Annotated in this window: 18 protein-coding genes; 8 read left to right on the plus strand and 10 right to left on the minus strand. The window is 39.2% G+C overall.

Annotated features, from left to right (window positions below; genetic code table 11):
* Positions 1-209 precede the first annotated feature (209 nt).
* Positions 210-2,711: an endopeptidase La gene (gene lon / locus ABR854_RS18745; RefSeq protein ID WP_350267376.1), complete on the plus strand. Its 2,502-nt coding sequence runs from the start codon at positions 210-212 to the stop codon at positions 2,709-2,711.
* A gap of 120 nt (positions 2,712-2,831) precedes the next feature.
* On the opposite strand, the gene ABR854_RS18750 is transcribed toward lon, so the two are convergent.
* On the minus strand, positions 2,832-4,460 hold the full coding sequence (locus tag ABR854_RS18750; RefSeq protein ID WP_350267377.1) for an amidohydrolase family protein: 1,629 nt from the start codon (positions 4,458-4,460) through the stop codon (positions 2,832-2,834).
* Between the two features lie 211 nt (positions 4,461-4,671).
* On the opposite strand from ABR854_RS18750, the gene ABR854_RS18755 reads away from it, so the two are divergent.
* Both ABR854_RS18755 and ABR854_RS18760 read left to right on the plus strand, forming a co-directional pair.
* Positions 4,672-5,466, plus strand: a complete 795-nt coding sequence (locus ABR854_RS18755; RefSeq protein ID WP_350267378.1) for a sulfite exporter TauE/SafE family protein — start codon at positions 4,672-4,674, stop codon at positions 5,464-5,466.
* A gap of 36 nt (positions 5,467-5,502) precedes the next feature.
* Positions 5,503-5,874, plus strand: a complete 372-nt coding sequence (locus ABR854_RS18760; protein WP_350267379.1) for a DUF983 domain-containing protein — start codon at positions 5,503-5,505, stop codon at positions 5,872-5,874.
* 7 nt (positions 5,875-5,881) lie between these two features.
* Here ABR854_RS18760 and ABR854_RS18765 read toward each other — a convergent pair whose 3' ends face one another.
* Positions 5,882-6,736 (minus strand): DUF481 domain-containing protein, encoded by an 855-nt coding sequence (locus ABR854_RS18765; protein WP_350267380.1) that lies wholly within the window; start codon positions 6,734-6,736, stop codon positions 5,882-5,884.
* A gap of 157 nt (positions 6,737-6,893) precedes the next feature.
* Here ABR854_RS18765 and ABR854_RS18770 point away from each other — a divergent pair, with 157 nt between their 5' ends.
* Complete coding sequence (locus tag ABR854_RS18770; protein ID WP_350267381.1) at positions 6,894-7,325, plus strand: hypothetical protein; 432 nt, start codon at positions 6,894-6,896, stop codon at positions 7,323-7,325.
* A gap of 45 nt (positions 7,326-7,370) precedes the next feature.
* Here ABR854_RS18770 and ABR854_RS18775 read toward each other — a convergent pair whose 3' ends face one another.
* The 5 genes from ABR854_RS18775 to ABR854_RS18795 form a co-directional block, all read right to left on the minus strand.
* Positions 7,371-9,695, minus strand: a complete 2,325-nt coding sequence (locus ABR854_RS18775; RefSeq protein ID WP_350267382.1) for a beta-galactosidase — start codon at positions 9,693-9,695, stop codon at positions 7,371-7,373.
* Positions 9,696-9,700: 5 nt separating this feature from the next.
* Positions 9,701-11,623 (minus strand): hypothetical protein, encoded by a 1,923-nt coding sequence (locus ABR854_RS18780; RefSeq protein ID WP_350267383.1) that lies wholly within the window; start codon positions 11,621-11,623, stop codon positions 9,701-9,703.
* 64 nt (positions 11,624-11,687) lie between these two features.
* The gene (locus tag ABR854_RS18785; protein WP_350267384.1) at positions 11,688-12,422 is read right to left on the minus strand and encodes a glycosyltransferase family 2 protein; all 735 of its coding nucleotides are present in this window, start codon (positions 12,420-12,422) and stop codon (positions 11,688-11,690) included.
* A 220-nt stretch (positions 12,423-12,642) separates the two neighbouring features.
* Positions 12,643-13,704: an NAD-dependent epimerase/dehydratase family protein gene (locus ABR854_RS18790; RefSeq protein WP_350267385.1), complete on the minus strand. Its 1,062-nt coding sequence runs from the start codon at positions 13,702-13,704 to the stop codon at positions 12,643-12,645.
* Positions 13,705-13,845: 141 nt separating this feature from the next.
* On the minus strand, positions 13,846-14,094 hold the full coding sequence (locus tag ABR854_RS18795; protein WP_350267386.1) for a hypothetical protein: 249 nt from the start codon (positions 14,092-14,094) through the stop codon (positions 13,846-13,848).
* Positions 14,095-14,399: 305 nt separating this feature from the next.
* Here ABR854_RS18795 and lhgD point away from each other — a divergent pair, with 305 nt between their 5' ends.
* Both lhgD and ABR854_RS18805 read left to right on the plus strand, forming a co-directional pair.
* A complete protein-coding gene (lhgD, locus tag ABR854_RS18800) occupies positions 14,400-15,596 on the plus strand; it encodes an L-2-hydroxyglutarate dehydrogenase (RefSeq protein WP_350267468.1) in 1,197 nt (398 codons plus the stop codon).
* 111 nt (positions 15,597-15,707) lie between these two features.
* A complete protein-coding gene (locus tag ABR854_RS18805; protein ID WP_350267387.1) occupies positions 15,708-17,051 on the plus strand; it encodes a flavin monoamine oxidase family protein in 1,344 nt (447 codons plus the stop codon).
* A gap of 216 nt (positions 17,052-17,267) precedes the next feature.
* On the opposite strand, the gene ABR854_RS18810 is transcribed toward ABR854_RS18805, so the two are convergent.
* From ABR854_RS18810 to ABR854_RS18820, 3 genes are all read right to left on the minus strand, one after another.
* The gene (locus ABR854_RS18810; protein ID WP_350267388.1) at positions 17,268-19,640 is read right to left on the minus strand and encodes a penicillin acylase family protein; all 2,373 of its coding nucleotides are present in this window, start codon (positions 19,638-19,640) and stop codon (positions 17,268-17,270) included.
* A gap of 123 nt (positions 19,641-19,763) precedes the next feature.
* Positions 19,764-20,684: an AEC family transporter gene (locus ABR854_RS18815; protein ID WP_350267389.1), complete on the minus strand. Its 921-nt coding sequence runs from the start codon at positions 20,682-20,684 to the stop codon at positions 19,764-19,766.
* The gene (locus ABR854_RS18820) at positions 20,684-21,703 is read right to left on the minus strand and encodes a zinc-dependent alcohol dehydrogenase (protein WP_350267390.1); all 1,020 of its coding nucleotides are present in this window, start codon (positions 21,701-21,703) and stop codon (positions 20,684-20,686) included. Before ABR854_RS18820 ends, ABR854_RS18815 begins: the two co-directional genes overlap by 1 nt.
* A gap of 120 nt (positions 21,704-21,823) precedes the next feature.
* Between ABR854_RS18820 and ABR854_RS18825 the strand changes: the two genes are divergently transcribed.
* On the plus strand, positions 21,824-23,194 hold the full coding sequence (locus ABR854_RS18825) for an MFS transporter (RefSeq protein WP_350267469.1): 1,371 nt from the start codon (positions 21,824-21,826) through the stop codon (positions 23,192-23,194).
* A 275-nt stretch (positions 23,195-23,469) separates the two neighbouring features.
* Positions 23,470-24,099 carry a 3-keto-disaccharide hydrolase gene (locus tag ABR854_RS18830; RefSeq protein ID WP_350267391.1) on the plus strand — a complete coding sequence of 210 codons (630 nt, stop codon included), beginning with the start codon at positions 23,470-23,472 and terminating at the stop codon, positions 24,097-24,099.
* Positions 24,100-24,111 lie beyond the last annotated feature (12 nt).

Raw genomic sequence — 24,111 nt, forward strand, 5'->3', positions numbered from 1 at the left:
GTTTAGTATTTTCACTCTGACAATCTGTCAGATAATTAAGCGTTTTTATTAAAGCCTTGATTATCAATATTTATGAAAAAGTATAATAACGCAAGATTTTAATCTAACCGAACCCGTTTTTAAAATTAGATGATAAAGACTCCACTGCTCAAACCAGCGAAATCAATAAAATCAGTTTCAAAATCTACGGTCTAAAAATATAGTGGTGAATGAATAGAGAACTTATCTCAAGACTTGTAATGGCAAGACAAGACGTTGAAAACGTTGAAATGATAGAAATTGCTTCGCCTGAAGAAGTGATGGAAAATGAAGATAATTTGCCAACTAATTTGGCTCTTTTATCTTTACGCAATACTGTATTGTTTCCTGGTATCGTAATTCCCGTGACGGTCACTCGCCAGAAGTTTATCAAAATGGTAAAAAAAGCTTACCGCACCGACCGCACCGTTGGCGTGGTGGCACAATTACGCCATACACAAAATGAGCCTACCCCCGATGATTTATTCAAAGTCGGAACGATTGCCCATATCCTGAAAATGATTGTGTTGCCCGATGGAAACGTAACGGTTATCATTCAGGGGCGTCGTCGTTTTGAGGTAGAAGAATATACCCAAACAGACCCTCACCTGATGGCCAAAGTGAAGTATATTGCTGAAAGCTTCCCGAATGTACGCAAGAAAGAAACCAAGGCATTGATTCAGAGTTTGAAAGAGGCTTCTTACAAAATTCTGAACCTCAATCCTGATATACCACGTGATGCCCAAATGGCCATCAGCAATATTGATAGTCCAAGCTTCTTGACGCATTTTCTTTCATCAAATCTTAATATCGAAATCAGCGAAAAGCAATTGCTTCTCGAAACTTTCGATGGTGGCGAGCAAGCCCACAAGCTACTCGAACACATGATGAAAGAAATTCAAGTGTTGGAAATCAAGCGTGATATTCAAAGCAAAGCAAGCATTGATATTGACCAACAGCAAAAAGAATATTATTTGCGTCAGCAAATCAAGGTTTTACAGGAAGAATTGGGCATGGAGTCGCCCGACCAAGAAGTAGAAAAACTGCGTGCAAAAGGCTCAAAAAAGAAATGGACAAAAGATGCTAACGACCATTTTAATAAAGAATTGAATAAAATTCTACGGATGAACTCAATGTCACCAGAATACGGTGTTTCGTTGAATTATGCCGAAACAATGGTTGATTTGCCTTGGAATGAATATACAAAAGATAATTTTGACCTCAAACGTGCCAAGAAAATTTTAGACGCCGATCACTCTGGCCTCGAAAAAGTAAAAGAGCGTATCATCGAATATTTGGCAGTTTTGAAACTCCGTAACGACATGAAAGCCCCAATTTTGTGTTTGTATGGCCCCCCAGGAGTTGGTAAAACTTCTTTGGGAAAATCAATTGCAAAAGCTTTGGGTAGAAACTACGTCAGAATGGCTCTCGGTGGCTTGCACGACGAAGCCGAAATTCGTGGACACCGCAAAACCTATATCGGTGCAATGCCAGGAAAATTGATTACGAATTTGCAAAAGGCAAAATCATCGAATCCTGTTTTTGTACTCGACGAAATTGATAAAGTAAACCGTGATCAACGTGGAGACCCTTCTTCTGCATTGCTCGAAGTGCTTGACCCTGAGCAAAATAACGCTTTCAAAGATAATTATTTGGAAGTAGATTATGACCTCTCGAAAGTACTTTTCATCGCAACTGCCAATTCGCTTGATACTGTTCAAGGGCCATTGCGAGACAGAATGGAAATCATTGAAATTTCGGGATATACCGTTGAGGAAAAGATAGAAATAGCTCGTAAACACCTCGTACCTAAGCAATTAGAACAGCACGGAATAAAGCCAAAAGATTTAAAGGTTGATGATAAAGCTATTCAGAAAGTAATCGAAGGCTATACTCGTGAGTCAGGCGTGCGACGTTTAGAACAGCAAATTGGGGGATTGATTCGTAAGATTGCTAAATCTATTGCGATGAACGAAGAATACCCTAAAACTGTAAAAGCTGAACACGTAGAAAAAATGCTCGGTGGCGTAATTTTCGACAGAGATTTGTATGAAGGAAATGATGTGCCAGGAGTTGTAACGGGTTTAGCTTGGACTTCGGTTGGTGGCGATATTCTTTTCATCGAATCAAGCCTAAGTCGTGGTCGTGGACAACTCACACTTTCGGGACAATTAGGCGATGTAATGAAAGAATCGGCCATGACGGCTCTTTCTTACTTGAAATCACATGCTGATGGTTTAGGAATTGATTACAGAATCTTTCAAAACTACGACCTTCACGTACACGTTCCACAAGGAGCGGTGCCAAAAGATGGCCCTTCGGCAGGAATCACGATGCTTACTTCTATGGCTTCGATGTTTACTCAACGAAAAATCAAGCCCAATACGGCCATGACTGGTGAGATTACTCTTCGTGGAAAAGTATTGCCAGTTGGAGGTATCAAAGAGAAAATTTTAGCGGCCAAACGTGCAGGAATTAAAGACATCATTATGTGTTATAAAAACCGTAAAGATGTTGAAGAAGTAGGCGAAGCATATACGGTGGGCTTGACCTTCCACTATGTTGATTATGTAGAGGAAGTGCTTGAAATTGCTCTTTTGCAAGAAAAAGTAGCTAATCCATTGAATTTTATTCTCCCAGAAGAAAAGAAAGAAATGCCAGTAATTGCTCCTTTGGATGTTGTAGTGGTTTAAATAACCCGCAGCGGCGGAACGCACTCCGCTCCTAAAGGGAAATTATAAAAGGGATTAAAAAAAGAAGCCTTCGCTCAAAGCGAAGGCTTCTTTCGTAATAATCGTTTCTAAAGGAGGTATTTAGTTCTTCTCAGCCCCCTGTACTTTTGAAGCTCCTTTTTGTGGAATACCTGGTTGAGTTATCTCAAAGTTTTCTTTTATTTTTGCATCAGAGACCATTTTACGAACATCGGCTAAGAGTTTTTTTGCATCATAAATTACACCGTCTTTTACAGTATATTTCACACCACCGACTCTTGTAACTTCGTTTTTGTCATTCACTTTGATAGCTCCTGTGCCGTAAAGAGTTTTAAGATTTGCCAAAGGATTTTCTTCGGTAATTACAAAATCGGCCAACTTTCCAACTTCAACCGAACCAATTTGGTCAGCCATTCCGAGGGCTTCTGCACCTTTGATTGTTGCCGCACGAATTACTTCAAGTGGGTGAAAACCTGCTTCACGTAATAATTCAAGTTCACGAATGTATGCAAAGCCATACAATTGATAAATAAAACCAGAATCCGAACCAGTAGTTACACGGCCTCCTTTATTTTTGTATTCGTTCACAAAACGCATCCAAATACGATAGTTTTCTTTCCAAGCAACTTCTTGTTCCGTTCCCCAGTTGAGCCAATACGATCCATGTGAAATTCTGCTCGGTCCATAAAAACGCCAAACCGCTGGAAGTGTATATTCATCATGCCATTCTGCCCTGCGAGCAAGCATTAACTCACGATTGGCTTCGTAAATATTGAAAGTTGGGTCAAGCGTAAAATCAAGTTTCAATAATTCATCCATCACTTGATTCCATTTGGCCGAACCTGGCTCTGCAGATTGTTTCCAAAGTTTTCCTGCTTCTTCAAAACGATTCTGCTCGTTATTATAATTATAATCGGCAGGATAATTCTGCAAAGTTCGTTCATCAAAAAGTGCTTCTGGCAAACCATACCAGTGTTCCATTGAAGTTAATCCTGCTTTGGCCGTTGCCAAAACATTCATTCTGGCTACTTCCAATTGAGCATGGTGGCAAGCCGAACGAAGACCGATTTTCTTATTTTCTTCGAGAGCTGCTCTGAAAACTGCTGGTTCTGCACCAAAAAACTTGATGCCATCTGCCCCTTTGGCCGCATTGTCTCGCACCCATTGGCGAGCTTCTTCAGGCGTAGTAATTGGTTTGTCGCTTCCCATACCGAAAGCGGTGTAGGCTTTGATACGTGGAGCGGTAATTTCGTTTTTCTCACTTCTTCGTTTTTGGTCGAGTGTCCAGTCAAGGCCATTTCCTGCCGAAGGGTCACGAATGGTCGTGATGCCGTGACCGAGCCAAAGTTTGAATACATATTCGGCTGGTGTTCCCTGCGACTTTCCACCAATGTGACCGTGCATATCAACAAACCCTGGCATGAGGTACATGCCAGTACAGTCAAGTTCTTTATCTCCTTCGTTGAGTTTTGGGCGGCTTTTCGGCTCAATTGGTACACCTGGATAGCCAACTTGTTTGATTTGTGCAATTTTATTTTTTTCAATCACAATATCTACTGGCCCAACGGGCGGAGCTCCAGTGCTATTGATGAGAGTCACGCCTCGAATGATTGTACGGTTGGCGTATTCGCCTTCGGCACGATTAGGTGCTTTTTCGATTTGGGCAAAAGCCACTGAAGCGATGAATGGAAGAAAAACTTTAATGAAAGGAAGTGTAATTTTTTTTAACATAGTATTTGACGGTTTGCTGGGATAGGTTTTTAGCAAATTTAATCATCATTTATCAGATTCATAGTTTTTGGCTATTTTTTTCGAGAACTCACCCAAAAATATACTTTTTCTGTCAAATAAGTATATTAGAAAAATACAATAATATTTACGTTTTAGTATTAAATTTCTTTAAATTGCACCATTCTACACAAAGTAGTTTTGATTAAAATCTATGGAAATTATAGGGTTTATATTGGCTTTTGTTATAGGCATAACGTTGGGCTTAGTAGGAGCAGGTGGCTCAATACTGACGATTACGGTTTTGGTGTATGTTCTTGGTGTTCCGCCCACAATGTCCACAACTTACTCGCTTTTTATTGTTGGAATTACCTCATTGGTTGGGTCGATAGATTATTTCAGAAAAGGCTTAGTCGATTTACAAAAAGGACTTTTCTTTTCGTTTCCAGCCTTTATTATGGTGTTTTTGATGCGAAAATTCGTGATGCCGCATATTCCCGAAGTTGTGTATCAGTCAGTAGATTTTACTGTTTCAAAGAATCTAATGGTGATGCTCATTTTTGCACTTTTGATGATTGGAGCATCGTATTCGATGATAAAAAGTGATAGAAAACCAAGCGAACAAATCGGCCATAAAGTAAGTTATTGGATGATTTTTCTGGAGGGAATTTTAGTTGGAATTCTAACTGGCTTTGTGGGTGCGGGTGGCGGTTTTATGATAATTCCAGCAATGGTGGTTTTTGCAAAATTACCCATGAAAAAAGCCGTCGGAACATCACTTCTGATTATTACAATCAATTCGGCGTTTGGTGCAATCGGCGATTTTTCGGCTGGGATAGCTCTCGACTGGTATTTTTTGACGAAATTTGCTGCACTTACCATTGCAGGAATTCTAACAGGTGGCTATTTGTCAAAGAAAATAGATGGAGACCAATTAAAACCTGCTTTTGGATGGTTTGTGTTGGTAGTGGGATGTTGGATTATTGTTAAAGAGTTGGTTTTACGATAGCCAAATAAATGAAAACTTCTCGAAAAGAGAACAAATATGAATAAATTAGAAGCGACCGTTAAATTAAAATGTCCACGTTGTCACGAAGGAGAATTATTTGAAAATAAAAGTCCCTTTTCTTGGCGAAAACTATCAAAAATGCACGTTAACTGCTCAGTTTGTGGCTTGAAATATGAGCGAGAAACAGGCTTTTTCTACGGAGCAATGTATATAAGTTCAATCATCAACATGATGTTTTTTGTGATAGCTACAGTTGCTTACTATGTCTATTTTGATGTAAGAGTCGATTGGCGAATTTATATTTGGAGTTATGTACTTTTTACGGTTTTGATAACGCCTGTACTCTATCGACTTTCACGCTCAATATGGTTGGAGATTTTCAACGATTACCAACCACAAAAAAAGTAGCACTTGGCTACTTTTTACCTTCATAAGCAATTCCGAATGTCCATCGGAAATCGTTATTTTGTCGGCCAGGCACTACGATACTTTCGTAAGAATTTTCGACCATACTACGGAAACTAATGTGTTTCGATAATTGGTATTTTAGAATTATATTACCATTCCATCGGAAATTTTTCTCGGTAATACTGGGTTGTAAAAAAAGCGTATGCGAAAGACTCAACTTACTATCATGAAAAGTGTATTCTCCAAAAATACGAGTCGAATTTCGCCAAAGGTTGCGATCAGGAAACTTTTCATTAACCACAAAATCAGTTTTTTCATAAAGAAAGACATTTGTTGCAGAAAGATAAGCGTTTGGTCGTTGAACAATTTTTAGCCCAACGCCTGCTGCACCAATAAAACGGTCATTGATTTTTCGGAGGTTACTTTTCTCGAACGATGTAAAGGCTAAATAGTAAAACTTTCGTTCGTGCAGAATACTGGTGCGAAAGTCAACGAAAAGTTCTTTTTCAGCCAAAACCTTGTTTTGTTGTCCATAAATGTATGATGGACTGCTCGAAAACTTGATAATTTTGCTATTATTGAAATCAAGAGCCGACGAAAACTGAATCAATGCACGATTGACGTTTCCTGATGTATAAGTGCCGTCAGCTGCAATTCGGTATCGAAATTTAGCTGGTGTATCGTCTTTTTCTTCCTCTTCCGCTTCTTCTTCTCCTTCTTCCTCTTCCTCCTCTTCGGAAGTACTGTCAGCAGGCATTACTGTATCGGTTTTTATTGGTTGAAGTGTATCAGATGGGGTATCTTGGGCGTTAGTATTGAAAAATAATAGTAAAAGAATAAGAGTAAATAGAGTTAGCTTCATGGGTTTTGGTTTAGAGTTTATGTTTGCATTTAGCCGTTTGTCCGATTAATGGTAGGCATTCGTAATGCTTTGTATTATATTTGAGTGAAAATTACATTTTTTTCTTAAAAATATATTATTTGAAAAAAAGAATTACACAATAAAAGGACGTTCGACTATGAATTTTGCTAAGTATCTGTCGGTAATTGCTGTAAGTATGTTAAAGTTTGCGGGTGGGCCATTAACAGGTCTGGCCATCAAATTATCATGGTTTGAAACAGCTATATGTTCGGTTGTGGGAATGATGCTTACGGTCTTTCTGATAGTTTTCTCGGGTGATTTTATCCGAAAAATATTTCGTAAAGATAAACCTACTAAGAAATTTACGAAAATGACTCGTTTTGGGGTTAAAATTCGACAAAAGTTTGGCTTAATTGGTATAGCTTTTCTTACACCACTTTTGTTTACTCCCCCTGTTGGTGCGGCATTGAGTGTTGCTTTTCGCTATGATAAAAAAGCGATTTTGTTGCAAATGCTTATCAGTGCTGTTGTTTGGGCAATTGTCCAAACTTTATTTTTTTTCTACATTAAAGACTTGATATTCAGTTAAATAGTATTTCTCAGAACGTCAGATTTAGACCTTCTACGAGAAATCTTAATTGTTTTTACTCACCTTGATAGTTTTGATTACTTCCGTACCTCGACTAACTTCCAAAACATAATTGCCTGTTGGAATATTGGCGTAACCTAAATCAATGTAGGCAATTTTATCAACTATATTGATGTATTCTTTCTTGATAAGCTGTTTTTTACCTACCATTGTGTAGTACGAAAAGCTAAGCTTTTCTACATCTTCGGTTTCGGGAATCTTAATATTACAAATTTGTTGAAACGGAATTGGGTAGGCATTCCAATCGCCCATAATATTATCAGATGCATTGGTCGATGCCTTTACATAAAACTGAATTGTTTTTGATGAAATCACAGAATCCTGCTTATAAGCTTTGGCACTGAGTGTATAAGTACCAATGGGAAATTTCAAGCCTCGACCTTCCCCAAAAAGATTATAAGGCAGCTTGTCTGAGCCACGCTTAAATTTATACGGGCCATTTAGCTCAAAAACCATATTTACCGAATCAAGATTACAGCGAGCAATCACATTGAGTTGGTCAGGAAGGGCATCTAAGTAAAGGGTACGTTTATTCGTAATTTGTCCCCAAGGCTCAATTGGCACATCGAAATAATCACCTTTGATAAGCTCAAAATCAATGATTGGTGGAACAATGTCCACAAAAATAGCTGATTCGAGCATGCCTCCCAAATTATCGTAAACCCTTACTTTTACTTTGTATTTGCCCAAAAATGGAGCTTTCCCGTAAAAATTTAACTCAAAACGATTAAATTCTATCCACTTGGGAGCTTCGATTACTTCGATATAAGCAATAAATCCATCAGTATCATAAAACAGATTTTCAGGAATCCTAAACTGAAAATTCTGATTTACAACAATCTCTTTCGTATATTGACTTACATTTTCTCTCGGAAGTTGGTTGGGCAAGTTATTGGGTGGTGTAATGACGACTGGTGGAGGAGTGACGATAGGCGTTGTTTCCACAATATCAGGTAAAGGGTTCTCTATTTTCTTATTTTCGGTAATTAAATCTTCTTCCAAAATTACTTTTATTTTCTTTTTACCATTGTCCGACCTTGTTTTCCAGTCATTAATTACTAAATCTTGGCTATCGGTCAACTGTGAAAGACGGTATTTTACCGAATCAGAGAAAGCAACTGGAGCAATAGGACGGCTCAAACCCTTGACCGCTTCTTGCACAGCAGGTAGAATCTTTTCATACTCAGACTGAACGTTTGACTCAATAATCAGCATAATAAACTCACAATCATATTCAACAGCTCGTTTACTGTAATTTTTGAGGTTATCGGCCGTTGGAAGGTCAAAAAAAGCTACTTCGGTATAAGCTTTTTGGTTGGGTTTGGTATTACTAAAAATTAGGTCTCCCTGAAAGCCTTCGATGGAAGTTTTTATGAAGTCGGCGTTGTCAGATAGGTTCTTAAAAGCAAAAGTATTACGAAGCAAGGTAAGGTTATCGGCTACGCCACCATACTCACATGCTACCTTATAGGAAGGCTCAACCGATTTGATAGTTTTAATGATTTGGTCATAATAGTTTTTTATCATCAAATGACGAAAAACATACCAGTCTTTTCCTCGACGCCCTCTAAACGAATCGTTTATGTTCCACCAATTTACATAAGGCTCAACTTCCAAAAAACTTTTATAATTTGTGCCCCAGTAAGTATTTAAGGTGCGAATAGTTGTATATTTTTCTCTTGCCCAATCTTTAAATTTTATCATGGCCCACTTGGAGTGGTCGAAAAGAGCTACGTATTCTCTCTCAGGCCATTGTTGGTTTTGATACGTAAACCCTAACTCCTGCTGGGGGGTGTTTACCACCGAAATATAAATGATTTTGCCACTTTTTTGGAGGTTTTTGTATCGTTCACAGACTTCCTTCACAAATCCCGTTGCTTTATCGACCGATGGCTGATGGGCAAAACTAAAATGGTTATTATCGTAGTAATTAGTGAGAACTTTTCCTCTAAAATCTTTAACAGCTTCTTCTTCCTCCCAAAAACCCTTCGTAAGACCATAATTTCGGCCGAGATGTATGCGGATCGCTACTTTTATACCCAAATTATTGACTGCGTGATTAATTTGATTGTCGAGTTGGGTAAAATTAGGCTTGGAGTTTGGTTGTGGATACACTCGCTCCCAGTGTACGGTGAGCATGGTAGCATTGCAGCCCGCTGCTACCAACTTATTCATGACAGGAATGGCGTTGTTGGGGTCAGAATCTAAATTTAAGATACCGTGACATACATATTTTTGAGCATTTGATGTGTTTCTGCCAGTTAATATAAAGGCAAAACATACTAAAAGAACTATTTTCAAACGTCTCATATTGCTTATTTTAATTCGTAGAATTCTTCTAAAATTTCAATTTTATTGTCAAAGCCCGCTTTTCTTCTCAGAATTTCGTCAAATTTTACGCTTTTTATCTCTTTATTTTCAACCGAACCAGTTTTAAAAAACTGCTTTACGTCCGTTACACTATCCATTTTTGCATTGACAATCAGACCTTTATTCAATAAAATTGGTACGGTTCGATAAATTGTTTTTTCGTTTTTGGTGGCAAGCTCCATATTGAGGTGGGGCGGCTGAAAGAACAAATTTAGTAATTTCCCGAACCAGTTGTATGTGGTTTTTACTTTAATAACAGAAAGCATCTTTCGACCAGATGAATCAGCTTTGATTGCTGAGTTGAGAGCAAATGGTTTGCCCATTTCCCAAACGATGCTTTGTTGCCTTACTAACCTTAAAGTTTTGGTTTGCTCTTTCTTTCTTAATAACAAACGATTCGACCAGATGTTTATTGGTTCATAGCGTTGCAAAAGAGCAAGCAGCGTGAGGGTTTCATCGCCAACTGCATATTTATTATCGGTGCTTTCGATGCCATAAATTACATAGTCGGGTGCGGTAGTCGAAAGGTATTTTTCTTGATTCTTTTTGTCTAAATATTCATTATACGCCTGATAGGATTGCATAATCGGGCGAGGATTATAATTGAGTTTATTTAGGTAAATTTCTGAGGTTTCGTTAGGCACTAAATCGATGGTTTTATTACCAATTATCTCTAAGACCTCTTTCGGGTAAGTAAAGTTGTAGTGTGGTGTATTTTTTTTTGAAATTTCTTTGAAATATTCGGGTAAAATAAAGCTTTTTGTACGCAAATTATCAATTATCGAAATGGAAAATTGGCCGTAAATAGGCTGATAAAAAACAAGATAGCTGATCAGGTTTAGCGAAACTAATATCCACCCGCTTAATTTAAGCCATCTTTCGCTATTAAAACTGCACATTAGCAAAAACGGCAAGCAAGCACTACGTACAAAGGACATCAAGTGTCCATCGTCGGCTCGAACAAAGGCATATTTGATAAGCACAAACGAACAAACGCCTACACAGCCGAGTATGAAAAAAGAATCAAGAGCAGCGTATGAAAAATCTTTTTTTATGAGTTTTCGTAAGATAAACGTCACAAAAACCAAAATGAATAGCACAAAAATAATATAAGAAGATGCCACTGCACGAAGCCTATCAGCAGGAAAAATCGACTGCGATTCATTGTATCCTTTTATTATTTCGATGCTTGAAAAAAAGTAAGCGATTAGGTCAACTTTCAATGCAAATGCTAAAGATATTAATAAAATAGTGCTTCCGAAAAAGTATAGCAATAGGTTTTTGAGTGATAATCTTTTCGAGAAAAAGGTGTAGAATAATAAAATGAAAACAAATCCGAGGGCGATAACCCCATAATTGGCCTTGATGTAAAAATTGATTACGCCCATCGTAATTGCATGAATAAGCAACCAATGATTTTGTTTTTTTAGAAACAAAAGACCCGAAAAAATACTAATATAGAAAAGTAAAAAGCTCTGCCATTCACCATAAATGGAAGAAATAAGCAAGAAAATGCCAAAATGTGCAAGTAATTGATAGAATTTGAGAGGTTTGGGTAATAAATGATAAAGTAGAAAACCTACATTTCCGAAGCAGAAAACATCAAAAAGAAAGAATTGAAGGTTGCTTGTTTCGATTGAAATTCGTTGCGTGAGTCGGCCGAGTGGGCCATAGGTATAAATAATGTCTTTGCCGAAAATTAAACCTTTTTGGTATGCCATTTCTAAAGCTATTCGCCACGAATTATCAATACCCGCACTCGGTATATTTGAGATTTGATAATAAGGAAATAAAAGAACTATTAGCAATAATAAATAAGCAAATTTTAGCCAAAGACTATCAATTTGCCATGTCAAGATTTTCTTCATAGATGATAAAAACCTGCCGTCTTATTAGGGTTACTTGAAAGAACGTAGGAAACGTATTATTTAATTATTTCTTCATGTAATCTCCACGAGAGAAGAATTTTTCTACAAAACAATACACCAAAATAAAGAAGTAGCGGCTACCCATTTCTTTGATTTTGAGTTTTGACTCGCCGTATTTTCGGTTAGTCCAGCTATTCGGTACTACGCTGTAAGAATATCCACGAACAATCGTTTTGAGTGGAAGCTCAACCGTTAGATTAAAGTGTGGTGAAAGAAAAGGTTTTAAGCCTTCCATTGTTTCACGCTTATAAAGTTTAAAGGCATTGGTTGTATCGTTATACTTGATACCAATCACCATTTTTATAATAAAATTAGCAACTCGATTGATGATTTTCTTGACTGCTGGATAATCAATTACTTTTCCGCCTTTTATCCAACGGCTACCAAAAACCGCATCAACGTTTTCGGCGAGCATAGTTTTGTAGTATTTTACCAAATCTTCTGGGTCGTCCGACATATCGGCCATAAAAACCGCCACGCAATCGCCCGAAAAACGTTCTAAACCATAACGTACGGCATAGCCAAAGCCATTTGGCCCTTTGTTTGTTTCAAAAACTAAGCTGGGGATTTCTTTCTGTAATTCTTGCAAAACGCCCAACGTATTGTCTTTTGAGTTATCATTCGTCACCCAGATTTCGTGCGGAATATCGTATTTCTTTAAAGTATTGTATAAACTTCTGAGGGTTTCGGAGATACTTTCTTCCTCGTTATAGGCAGGAATTACAACGCTTAGCTTCATTGATTGCGGTTTTCAAAAATTAACAGATTCAAACTTGCATTACCCAAATAATGATGGTAATAAAGGTACAAAAATACATAAAATCTTAGATAGAACGCTAAGATTGGTAGGATTAAAACGTCTGCACCGCAGGTCTGACGTTTCGTAGAGGCGAAAATTGTCAAATCTGCGGTGCATAACTAATGTCAGACCCGTGGTGCGTAACCTTTGGTACAGACATTTATACTCGCTTGCTGATGTTATCGTACATCTGTGTAAGCGTAGTTTTTAAATCATATTTCCAAGTCCATTCTGGGTAGTGATTTTTGAACTTCGTAAGGTCAGAAATATACCAAATGTGGTCGCCACTGCGATTATCTTCGGCATAGCTGTAACTCATTTTGTTGCCCGTAATTTCTTCACAAATTGCAATTCCTTCTTGCATTGAGCAGTTCGAGAAGCGTCCGCCACCCGCATTATACACTTCTCCTGCACGAGGGTTTTGGTAAAAATGCCAGAACATATTCACTAAATCCCAGCTATGGATATTATCACGTACTTGCTTTCCTTTATAACCGAAAATCGTGTAGTGATTGCCTGTAATAGCACATTTCATTAAATAGGCCAAGAAACCATGCAATTGAGCTCCCGAGTGATTTGGACCAGTCAGACATCCACCACGGAAAACCGCAGTTTTCATGCCGAAATATCTGCCATATTCTTGTACCATTACGTCAGCTGCTACTTTCGATGCACCAAAAACTGAGTGTTTCGAGTGGTCGATTGACATCAATTCATCGATACCATTGGCAAAATATGGGTGGTTTTGGTCGATTTCCCAACGAGTTTCTAATTCTACCAAAGGTAAGTAATTAGGCGTATCGCCATAAACTTTATTGGTTGAAGTAAAGATAAATACCGCTTCTGGGCAATATTTACGAGTTGATTCGAGCATTACGAGTGTACCGTTGGCATTTACCGTAAAGTCAGTAAATGGCTCACGGGCAGCCCAGTCGTGGCTTGGTTGTGCGGCCGTATGAACAACGAGTTTAATGTCAGCACCGTATTCTTCAAAGATTTTACCGATTTCTTCTTCCGAACGAATATCTGCTTTATAGTGACGGTAATTACTGTATTTTTCTTCCAAACCTTTGCGATTCCAGTCGGTAGAAGCTTCTGCTCCGAAGAAGTATGAACGAAGATTATTGTCGATACCGATTACTAAATCAAATTTTTCGGCAAAAAAGGCAACTGATTCACTACCAATTAAACCTGCCGAACCTGTAACTAATGCTATGTTCATTTTTGAAGTTTCGTTTTGAATGATGCTTTGGCATCACGAGATATTAAAAAATAAAAAATAGGCATATTACAGTATATGTAGCATCAAAATGCTATGATAAACTGTAAACCGCCTACTGATAAGCTAAATCATTTGAGGTAATTATGCACCTTCGTTAGACTTTCCTAAACCGAAAAATTTTTCTTGAATTGCCTGTGTACGTTTTTCAAGCTCAGGATTAGCTGTATATTTATTTTTTAATTGACGTGCTGCCGAATCTGGACTTACACCGTAAACCCACTCATCGCCTTGACGAACGTCTTTTTGCTCAATAACATTGGTTTTTTGATAATCGCATGAAGCCAACGAAACCGCTGCTACTGCAAATAATAAAACACTAAACTTTTTCATGTCTGAATGTTGTCGTTAAATTTGCACAAATTTAAGTTTGGTAATTCAATTCGCCAAGAAAAATTGTACTTTTTAAATGAAAGGCCAATAATTATGAGTTATTAGATATGAATTATGAGATAAATGTGTTAGAAATTTCATTTAGTTCAAGTTGATTTCTCAGTTTTTTCTTTGAAAATATATTTTAAAATAAATATCTATTGATAACAATGTCGATTTTGAGTTCGGAAATATGTAAATAATTCTTAATCGCACGGGCGACCCCGTCTTAATTCTTAATTCTCAATTTTTAATTGTAAAAAATGATTTATGATGTAACAGTAATCGGTGGAGGTATCGTTGGGCTTGCCACTGCTTTGCGTATAAAAGAGCAAAACCCAAGTTTGAAATTGCTTATCATCGAAAAAGAAGATGTAGTAGCCAAACACCAAACAGGTCATAATAGTGGCGTGATTCACTCTGGGCTTTATTATAAGCCAGGTAGCCTAAAAGCAACGAATTGTATTCGTGGCTACGATATGCTACTGGATTTTTGCCAAAAAGAAGACATTAAATATGACCTTTGCGGAAAAATCGTGGTAGCCACACAACCCGAACAAATTTCGATTTTGGATGGGCTTTTTGAGCGTGGAAAACAAAATGGCTTAGATGGTTTCAAGATGCTTTCGTCGGAACAATTGAAAGAATATGAGCCACATGTAAAAGGCTTGAAGGGCTTCTTTGTACCGCAAACGGGTATCATTGATTACACGGATGTCTGCAAAAAATACTTAGCTAAAACTCAGAAATTGGGCGGAGAAATTGCTTTTAATGAAAAAGTTGAAGGAATTTCTACAAAAAACGGAGTTTCGGTTATAAAAACTTCAAAAAATACCTACGAAACAAAATTAGTCGTAAACTGTGCAGGGCTTTACTCTGACAAAGTTGGACAAATGACCGATGAGCGTGCTAATAACCTCAGAATCACGCCATTTAGAGGCGAATATTTTGAGATAAAACCCGAAAAACAATACCTTGTTAAGAATCTCATTTATCCAGTTCCTGACCCCAACTTCCCATTTTTGGGGGTGCATTTTACTCGCATGATTCACGGTGGCGTAGAAGCAGGGCCAAATGCAGTTTTGGCTTTCCGTAGAGAAGGGTACAAGAAATTAGATATTAATTTCAAGGAATTATTTGAAACCCTCGCTTGGCCAGGATTCCAGAAAGTAGCGGCCAAATATTGGCAAACGGGTTTGGGCGAAATGTATCGTTCGTTCTCGAAAGCGGCTTTTACAAAAGCTTTGCAAGAATTAATTCCTGAAATTCAGTCGGATGACCTCGTAGCGGGTGCAGCGGGTGTGAGAGCTCAAGCCTGCGACCGTGAAGGTGGGTTGGTAGATGATTTTGCGATTTTTGAGAACCAACAAGCCATCAATGTTTGTAATGCACCATCGCCAGCGGCTACTTCTTCACTATCAATCGGACAAACAGTGAGTGAATTGGTTTTAAAGAGGTTTTAAGGAGGAGAGTAGGAATTAGGTTTTAGGAGTTAGGTTTTTACAGAATTTATTTGCTAAATTTCTGATTAAACACATCTAACTCCCAAAACCTGATTTCTAAAACCTAAAAAAATGAAAATCTACGATGCCATTGTCATTGGGGCTGGCTACGCTGGCCTGACCGCAACCCGTGAACTCCTCAAAGCCGAAAAAGATGTTTTACTGCTCGAAGCTCGTGATAGGGTCGGGGGGCGAGTTTATACGAAGTATTATGATGATGGCACATATTTAGATTTAGGAGCGGCTTGGGTTGGGCCAACGCAAGATAAAATCTGTGCCTTGGCCAAAGAATTTGGCGTACAGACTTTCCCGACTTATGATGAAGGAAAAAGTACCTTGCTTTTCAATGGAAAGGTAAAACGCTACAAAGGGCTGATTCCTCCGTTGCCGATTGGTTCGTTGCTGAGTTTAGATTTTGCCATCAAGCGAATGAATAAACTCTCAAAAACCATTGATTTAGAAAAACCGTGGGAGTCGCTTAATGCGGAATATTATGACTCTATGACTTTGGCCACTTGGATGGATAAGCAAATGAGTTTCAAGACTGCTAAAATTATGTTTAAACTCGCTGCCGAAGCTATTTGGGCAGCCGACCCTAATGAAGTTTCGATGCTTCATGCACTTTTCTACACAAAATCGGGGCGAGATTTAGATACCTTGATGAACGTAAAAAATGGAGCTCAAGAAGAACGCATTTTGGGCGGAGCATCGCAGCCCGCTTTGCGTTTAGCCGAAACTTTCAAAGATAAAATCAGGTTAAATTCGGTCGTAAGAAGTATTTCACAGGAAAATGATATTGTGACTGTTAAAGGTGAGGGTTTTGAGTTTTTGGCAAAAAAAGTTGTAGTGACACTTCCGCCAACGTTGGCTGGCCGAATCAATTATTTTCCACTTATGCCAGCTAATCGTGAACAACTTACTCAACGAATACCAATGGGAACGGTCTGGAAAACGTATGCGATTTATGACAGACCCTTTTGGCGAGAAGCGGGTTTAAATGGCTTATCGGCTACTAATGAAGGTTATACGACGGTGACTTTTGATAATTCACCCAAAGATGGAAGCAAAGGAATAATGATGGGTTTTGTGTTGGGAAATCAAGCAAAAGCGTTTTCAAATTTATCAGAAGAAGAGCGAAAGACTTCGATTTTGGATTCATTTGCTAAGTTTTATGGCGAAAAAGCCCGAAATCCGATTACTTACATCGACCACAGTTGGGCGGCTGAAGAATTTACTCGTGGGTGCTACGCTGGCCTTATGCCTACGGGAGCGTGGACATCGCTCGGAAAAGCACTCCGTGAGCCAGTCGGCAATATTCACTGGGCAGGAACGGAAACCTCTGATGTATGGAATGGCTACATCGACGGAGCAATTCGCTCGGGTGAAAGAGTGGTGAGGGAAATATTGAAGTCGTGATACATATTCTACGTAGAATTTATGTACTCCGTTAGGAGTTGAATATTGACGGTCGGCCGCCGCCGTAGAAAAAACGAAATTTAAAAGTCTTTATACATGCCGTAGGTATGTAACACAACATATAATGTTACATACCTACGGCATGTGTATTTTTTCATCATTTAATCAGCTACCGATATTTCATCCCGTTGGGATGATAGTAAAAGTATTATTTTCTCACGGCTTCAAAATCAAAACTTTCTCCGAAACCGCTACGATTTTTGATTTCGTGAAATAGACTGGAAAATAACCGCCAGTTCCCCATAAATTAAATAAATCTCCATAATGCTCCGAGCGTGGGTCGCCTGATTGACCAGGATTATTTATGCCCAGAGTTCTGTCCCAATTTTCGGTATCGACAATTATTTTGAAAGATGCTCCGTGTGTTTGGTTGAGGTTATTGCTTGAATTATTAACGGTTTCGCCATAACCACCCCGAGGAATTGGACCAAGATTAATTTTAGCTTTCAAAGCGGGGTCGGTTACCCAGTCAGAAAGGGCGTGTGTTAGTTTGATATGTTTATTATTAGCTTGGCCATATTGCCATTGGCTTTCGTCTTTCCCCAGTCTGGCGGTAATATTATCAACCGCTTGCTTGAAGCACGCAATCAAAATCGAATCTCGACTTAGCAATGGATTTGCCCCTAAAAATGGTGGAGGAGTCACGAGCCAATCGGTCAGGCGTTTGGTTGGAATTGACTTCATGTATTTTTGGGCTTTTTCGGGAACGGCCAGTTTATGAACCGCCTTTTGTAATAAACTTTCCCATTCTACATAAACCGTGGCGTTGGTCGATTCTGGACTGAGTTCAAAAGTGTCCCAGTTTTCGAGTTTTGATTTGAGGCTGCGATATTTTTCATCAATCGGTAATCTTTTTAACATCGGAACTAACACACGAGCCGTAAGCGAAACATAGTCGTTTTGTAACAAGGCAAATTCTTCTAAAGTGTGCTTTTTACCCGAAGCCAAAACTTCTTCAATACGATTGGCACGTACAGGATTTGCCCATCGCCAACCGATAGCATTTCGGTTCGGGAAATTATTAGGAGTGAGATTATTATTGGCCGTAGCCACAAAACCCTCTACTGGGTCGAATTTATTGGGTAAAAGCTCAATAGGTAAATAGCCGCCCCATTCATAACGGCCATCGCCCGGCACTGGTACTAAGCCCGACCAATTTTTACGAATCGGCGAGATACCCACCGCTTGCCAGCCGATATGTCCTTTTTTATCTGCCCAAATCATGTTTTCACCTGGAATGCGGCTAAACGTGCAAGCTTTGCGAAACTCTTCCCAACTTTTGGCTTGATTCATGCGTAAACTGGCCAAATATGGAGCACAACCTACTTCTTGCCAACCCGCCCGAACGGCATATAAATGATTGTTTTTGGCATCTTCAAAAACAACTGGCCCGTGTCGGGTATATTTTAATTGAACTATTTTTGGGGCTTGTCCTTTGACTTTTATAGTGTCCGAAATGACTTTTATGGTTTCCCAAACACCTTTATATTTATATTGATTTGGGTTTTTAGGGTTAGTTTCGTAAACATACAGGTCTTCGTTGTCGGTTTCAAAAATGGTCAAACCCCAAGCACCGTATTCATTATGACCAATCGAAACCCCTGGTAAAGTTGGTTCGCCACCACCAATGACATTCCAATTTGGAGCGTGCAAATGCACCCAATAACGCAGCGAAGGTGTAGATTGGGCTCTATGCGGGTCATTTGCCAGCATAGGATAACCACTTTCGGTGAGTTTACCCGAAACTATCCAGTTATTTGAGCCAACATTATCTTTTTCGTCTTTGTACCAATCTTGAAAATCGTCGAGCAAACCTACTTTATTATCTGGTTTTGGGAATTTTAGAGGAGCTCTAAACGCTTCGTAATATTCTAAAATATGCTCAAAAAGCACATCGTTATCAAGCATTTTATCGAGTTCGAGGTTGGGTTCATTGTCTGAATTTTTTGGGTGAAACCACGATAATTCTCGCATTTTATCAGCTCCTAAAATCTTTACCAAACGTGCATTATTGATTTCGTCTTCGATGTTGCTCAAAAGCCCTTGATGGCGGCTAATGACCACTTCGGGTGTCCAGAAATCGGGTAGAGTGTTGAGCAACTTAAATTCAAAAGGAAGGTCGTCAGGTTTTTGTCGAGCTTCGGAAATGTAGGCGTTTATTCCTGCTACAAAAGCCTCAATGATTTGTTTGCTTCGTGGATGATAATGCTGTAATTCGGCCGTTAGATTTCCCCGAAACTTAAATAATCTTGTGCCAATATCTCGCTTTAGTTCACGTTCGCCCAGCAGTTCGGCTACTGTGCCAGTGGCTTGTCTTCGCCACATTTCGAGCTGAAAAAGTCGGTCAGAAGCCGCCACATAGCCTTGTGTGACGAACAAATCATGCTCATTTTGGGCATAAATATGCGAAACGCCCCATTTATCTTTATAAACCTCGACGGGCTGTTGCAGAATCTTGATGTTAATTGTTTGGGCAAAGGTAGAAATGCTTATGATAGAAATAAGCAGCGTTTTGATGAAGTTTTTCATGTTTAGGCTTAGTTTGGATAAGCCAAATATATCCATGAATTTGTCGAATTCAAAATATAATGTCGTAGCATAATTCTCCGAATTGTGCTGTATTGGAGCAATTCGGAGAATTGTGTTACAAAATTAATTCAAGTGTAGTCCCAAAACCAATCCCCACATTAGCACAAAACTAATAAGGAGAGAAATATTAACCAATGTTCCTGCAATGCGAGAATCATAGTTGAGCTCATCAGAAAAAGGTAAGATTGTCATACCAGAAGGAAGCATTACGCAAACAATCAAGACCGCATATAATAAACTATCGTGCGATAAGCTAAAGTAAATTCCCAACACAAATAATATTCCGACAGCGTAGCGAATAACCAGTACTTTCGAGATGGCTATCATTTGTTTTTTATTTAGTTCAAAACTTAAGTAAATTCCCATCAAAAGCAGCACCAGAGCCTTATTTGCTTTGGCAATTGTATCTAAGAAATCAAAGAATAAGGTAGGCATTTCGATGTCTGATACATTGATAAGTAGCCCGATAACCATTCCCAAAACAGGAGGTAAACGAAAGATTTTCTTCATTAAAGTGCCAAATTCGGGCAAACCTTTATGATTGGCCGAAAAATAACTACCAATCGGATAAACCACGCCGAAAGTCATAATTGTATTGCCAATATCAAACATCACGGCATATACCATCGCTTCTTTCCCGAAAAGCCCCTCGATAATCGGGAAACCAAAAAGACCAACATTTAGTCCGCCCGCTCCCATTGTCAGTACGCCACGTAAATCATTGGGATATTTGGTAAACCAAATCCACGCAACGGCAATCATAATTGTGCAAAAAATAATACAAAATAGCGGAATCAGAAAAAGTGAAGTATCAAGCTTTACACGAGCCGTTGAGACAATCATCAAGGCAGGAAAAGTAGTGTGCATCAAAAACTTTGAGATAGTTTTTCCCTCCTTTTCTGTAATGAAATTATATTTTTTTAGAAAGAATCCTACGCCAATAATAGCAAGGGTAAGAATAAAAACGCTGTTAGTTTGACTCATTATGCTGTAATATTTACTACTATTTTACTTTCGTTTCCTGTGGCGGCCAGCTCTAAAGCACTTTGAAGGTTTTCTAAAGACGCATAGCTCGATATAATAAAACTCGGACGAATGATATTTGAGCGAATCAGTTGTAAGGCTCGGGCAAAATCAAAAGGGTGGTCGTAGATGATGGAAGGTACAATCTGGATACCTTCACGGGCGATTTTTAGAGGGGTGAAAGTTGCTAAATTTCCCGAAAGCCCTACTAAAACAATCTCAGAGCCACGAGGTGCAGCTGCCGTAGCCAGCGAAGCAGTATGTGACGACCCAGCACATTCAAAAACCGCCGAAACATTATTTTCTAACCAAATTTTCGATAATTCTGTTGTTTGAGTTTCCAAATCGCCAGTCGGAGAAATGGCCGTTGCTCCCAAATCAGTAGCGATTTTTAATTTTGCCGCATTGAGTTCGCTTACAAAAACCCTATAACCCAACGAAAGTGCCAAATGCGTAAGCAGCAGCCCGATTGCTCCCAGCCCAATGACTGCAATGGTATCGCCAGGTTTGGTTTTTGTGCTAAAAAGAGCATGCACCGCAACGGCGGTTGGCTCAAGGACAACTGCATCTTCGTCGCTGATTTCTTCGGGGATTTTCCATGCAAAATCGGCAGGTAGCGTGATGTATTCGGCAAAACAACCTGCTTCGGTTAGTCCGATTACTCGCTTATTGGTGCAAATATTTCCTCGTCCACTTAGGCAATATTGGCATTTTCGGCACGGAATATTGGGTTCGATGGCCACTCTTTCTCCAATGCTTCGATTGCTTATGCCTTCTCCGATTTTATCAATAAACCCTAAACCCTCATGACCAATAATGGTTGGGTTGGCCAATAAACGATGCCCCAAAAACAAATGCACATCCGAGCCACAGATACCCACTTTCGATAAACGAACCCGCACTTCACCGAACTTTGGCTCGGGAATTTTGATGTCTTCTAACAAAATTTCGTTGGGTTTATTTAAAAATGCACTACGCATGAAAATCTATGATTAAATGATTGTTTTGTTTTAGAAATGCTTGTTAATCAGCTAAATACAAACACAAAAACCAAAGCAATAATATAATAAGCCGCAAAGAAAATATATTTTATTCAGAAAATAGCTTATTTATTTGAAATGAAGCATTTTTGCGGTTTGATTCTAAATACCTCTATGACCTATTCAGACCTACAAAACCGCTTCAAAAATCTCATTGATAATAGCCCGATGAGTACTTTTCAAATCATAATCGTGGCTATTTGCTTTGTGCTAAACATGAACGATGGCATTGATGTGCTGGTGGTGTCGTTTTCTGGCTCAGATATTACGAAGGAATGGGGACTGACGAAAACCGAAATGGGCTATGTCTTTAGTGCGGGTTTGACGGGTATGATGGCAGGGGCATTTTTGCTCGCTCCATTGGGCGATAAACTTGGCCGCCGCAAGGTTTTTCTTATTTCTTTGACTTTCATTACGAGCGGAATGTTATTGGTGTTTTTCTGCACGAGTTATACACAATTATTACTCTTACGTTTCCTCACTGGCTTGGGTATTGGTGGAATTTTACCAACGATGGCCGCCACGGCTTCGGAGTTTTCAAACAATAAAAACCGAGATTTCAACGTCGGACTGGTGCAGGCTGGTTGGCCAGTTGGGGCAATTTTTACGGGCTTTTTCTGTGCCTACGCCATTCCCGAATTCGGTTGGCGATTTGCCTTTTTGTTTGCGGGCGGTATTTCGTTGTTGATGCTTATCGGAGTGTTTGTTTACATGACCGATTCGTTGGAGTTTTTGGCAAAAAAACAACCCGAAAACGCTCAACAAAAAATCAATGATTTGCTCACAAAAATGGGCCACGATGGCATCAAAGCATTGCCACAAAAACCTACCGAACAAACAGCCGCCCCGATAAAAGAATTATTCAAGCCAGCTTACCGAAATTCTACTTTTAAAGTTTGGGTGGCTATTTTCTTTGGTTTCTTGACGCTCTACACGCTCATGAGTTGGGTGCCAAACATTGCCAAAGAAGCTGGTTTACCTTTTGAAATGGCTACTTACGTAGGTATCGCACTCAATGCAGGAGCGGCCATCGGCACGGCTTCGATGGGTTGGGTCGCTGGCCGATTGGGCTTGAAAAAAACTGTCTTGAGTTTTATGCTTTTGGCCTTTGCCGTGATGCTGATTTATGGAAATTTTACGCTCAATACGGCCATGATGTTTGTCATGATTTTCTTCATCGGAATCTTCGTTCAAGGTGGTTTCAATGGTATGTACCCAACAATTTCGAGGGTTTATCCGACCGAAATTCGCACGACTGGCGTTGGTTTTTCAATAGGCGTAGGGCGTATGGGGGCTATTCTTGGGCCAACACTTTTTGGGGTTTTGTCTGATGCTGGTCTGAGTATTCAGATGCTTTTTAGTCTTTTTTCACTGCCGCTTTTGGTAACTGGACTGGTTGTTTATAGTCTAAAATCGGAAAATTTGAGTTGAAAATATTAAATTGGGTTAGCCCTGCAAAATCTTGCCGATGATAGTATATATTGGTTAAAAATTTCCCCTCCTTAAAAAGGAGGGGAAACTAAAAATACCTCCCCAGCTCTCCCCAATGGAGCAGGGCTGGGGAGGTCACTTTCCTCATGTAGAAATTGTAAAACTTAGTAAACCAATTCAAACAATTATTATCAGAAAGCACAACGTTAGATAAAAATGTATTCGTAAATTAGGGTCTTTAAACTAATATTCAATCCTACGAATCAATTTTAATCATGAAAAAACTATCAGTATTGTTGTGTTTGTTGTTGTCGGTCAGTTTGGCCTTTTCGCAGAAAAAAGAAAAAGGTTGGGTTTCGCTTTTTGATGGCAAATCGTTTGACGGCTGGAAAATAAACGAAGACCACCCCGCCACATTTTCTATCGAAGACGGAACAATAAAAGTAGCGGGCGAACGAGCCCACTTATTCTACGAAGGCAAAGTTGGCAACCACGATTTTAAGAATTTTGAGTTTAAACTAAAAGCCAAAACGCTCCCTGGCTCAAACTCTGGTATATTTATTCACACGGCGTATCAGGCAAAAGGCTGGCCCGAAAAAGGCTACGAAGTGCAAGTAAATCAAACCCACACCGACTGGCGTAAAACGGGAAGTTTGTATGGCATAAATGATGTGAAAGAAAACTTTGCGAAAGACAACGAGTGGTACGAATACCATATCATTGTGCAAGACAAGCACATCATCATAAAAATTGATGATAAAGTAGCGGTTGATTACACCGAGCCTGACACCCTCCCCGAAAACCGTGGACTAAAAAGATTGAGTTCGGGTACGGTTGCCCTACAAGGCCACGACCCCAAAAGCATCGCCTATTTTAAAGATATTAAGATTAAGGTTTTGAAGTAGGAGGGTAAATAT

Origin of the sequence: Emticicia sp. W12TSBA100-4, from assembly GCF_040253585.1 — a bacterium.
GTDB lineage: Bacteria > Bacteroidota > Bacteroidia > Cytophagales > Spirosomataceae > Emticicia.

Coding starts and splice junctions, on each gene's coding strand:
- ABR854_RS18785 (WP_350267384.1), bottom strand. CDS start 12,422: ATGAAGCTAAGCGTTGTAATTCCTGCCTATAACGAGGAAGAAAGTATC.
- ABR854_RS18760 (WP_350267379.1), top strand. CDS start 5,503: ATGAATAAATTAGAAGCGACCGTTAAATTAAAATGTCCACGTTGTCAC.
- ABR854_RS18795 (WP_350267386.1), bottom strand. CDS start 14,094: ATGAAAAAGTTTAGTGTTTTATTATTTGCAGTAGCAGCGGTTTCGTTG.
- ABR854_RS18830 (WP_350267391.1), top strand. CDS start 23,470: ATGAAAAAACTATCAGTATTGTTGTGTTTGTTGTTGTCGGTCAGTTTG.
- ABR854_RS18750 (WP_350267377.1), bottom strand. CDS start 4,460: ATGTTAAAAAAAATTACACTTCCTTTCATTAAAGTTTTTCTTCCATTC.
- lon (WP_350267376.1), top strand. CDS start 210: ATGAATAGAGAACTTATCTCAAGACTTGTAATGGCAAGACAAGACGTT.
- ABR854_RS18765 (WP_350267380.1), bottom strand. CDS start 6,736: ATGAAGCTAACTCTATTTACTCTTATTCTTTTACTATTATTTTTCAAT.
- ABR854_RS18805 (WP_350267387.1), top strand. CDS start 15,708: ATGAAAATCTACGATGCCATTGTCATTGGGGCTGGCTACGCTGGCCTG.
- ABR854_RS18810 (WP_350267388.1), bottom strand. CDS start 19,640: ATGAAAAACTTCATCAAAACGCTGCTTATTTCTATCATAAGCATTTCT.
- ABR854_RS18775 (WP_350267382.1), bottom strand. CDS start 9,695: ATGAGACGTTTGAAAATAGTTCTTTTAGTATGTTTTGCCTTTATATTA.
- ABR854_RS18755 (WP_350267378.1), top strand. CDS start 4,672: ATGGAAATTATAGGGTTTATATTGGCTTTTGTTATAGGCATAACGTTG.
- ABR854_RS18770 (WP_350267381.1), top strand. CDS start 6,894: ATGAATTTTGCTAAGTATCTGTCGGTAATTGCTGTAAGTATGTTAAAG.
- ABR854_RS18780 (WP_350267383.1), bottom strand. CDS start 11,623: ATGAAGAAAATCTTGACATGGCAAATTGATAGTCTTTGGCTAAAATTT.
- ABR854_RS18815 (WP_350267389.1), bottom strand. CDS start 20,684: ATGAGTCAAACTAACAGCGTTTTTATTCTTACCCTTGCTATTATTGGC.
- ABR854_RS18820 (WP_350267390.1), bottom strand. CDS start 21,703: ATGCGTAGTGCATTTTTAAATAAACCCAACGAAATTTTGTTAGAAGAC.
- ABR854_RS18790 (WP_350267385.1), bottom strand. CDS start 13,704: ATGAACATAGCATTAGTTACAGGTTCGGCAGGTTTAATTGGTAGTGAA.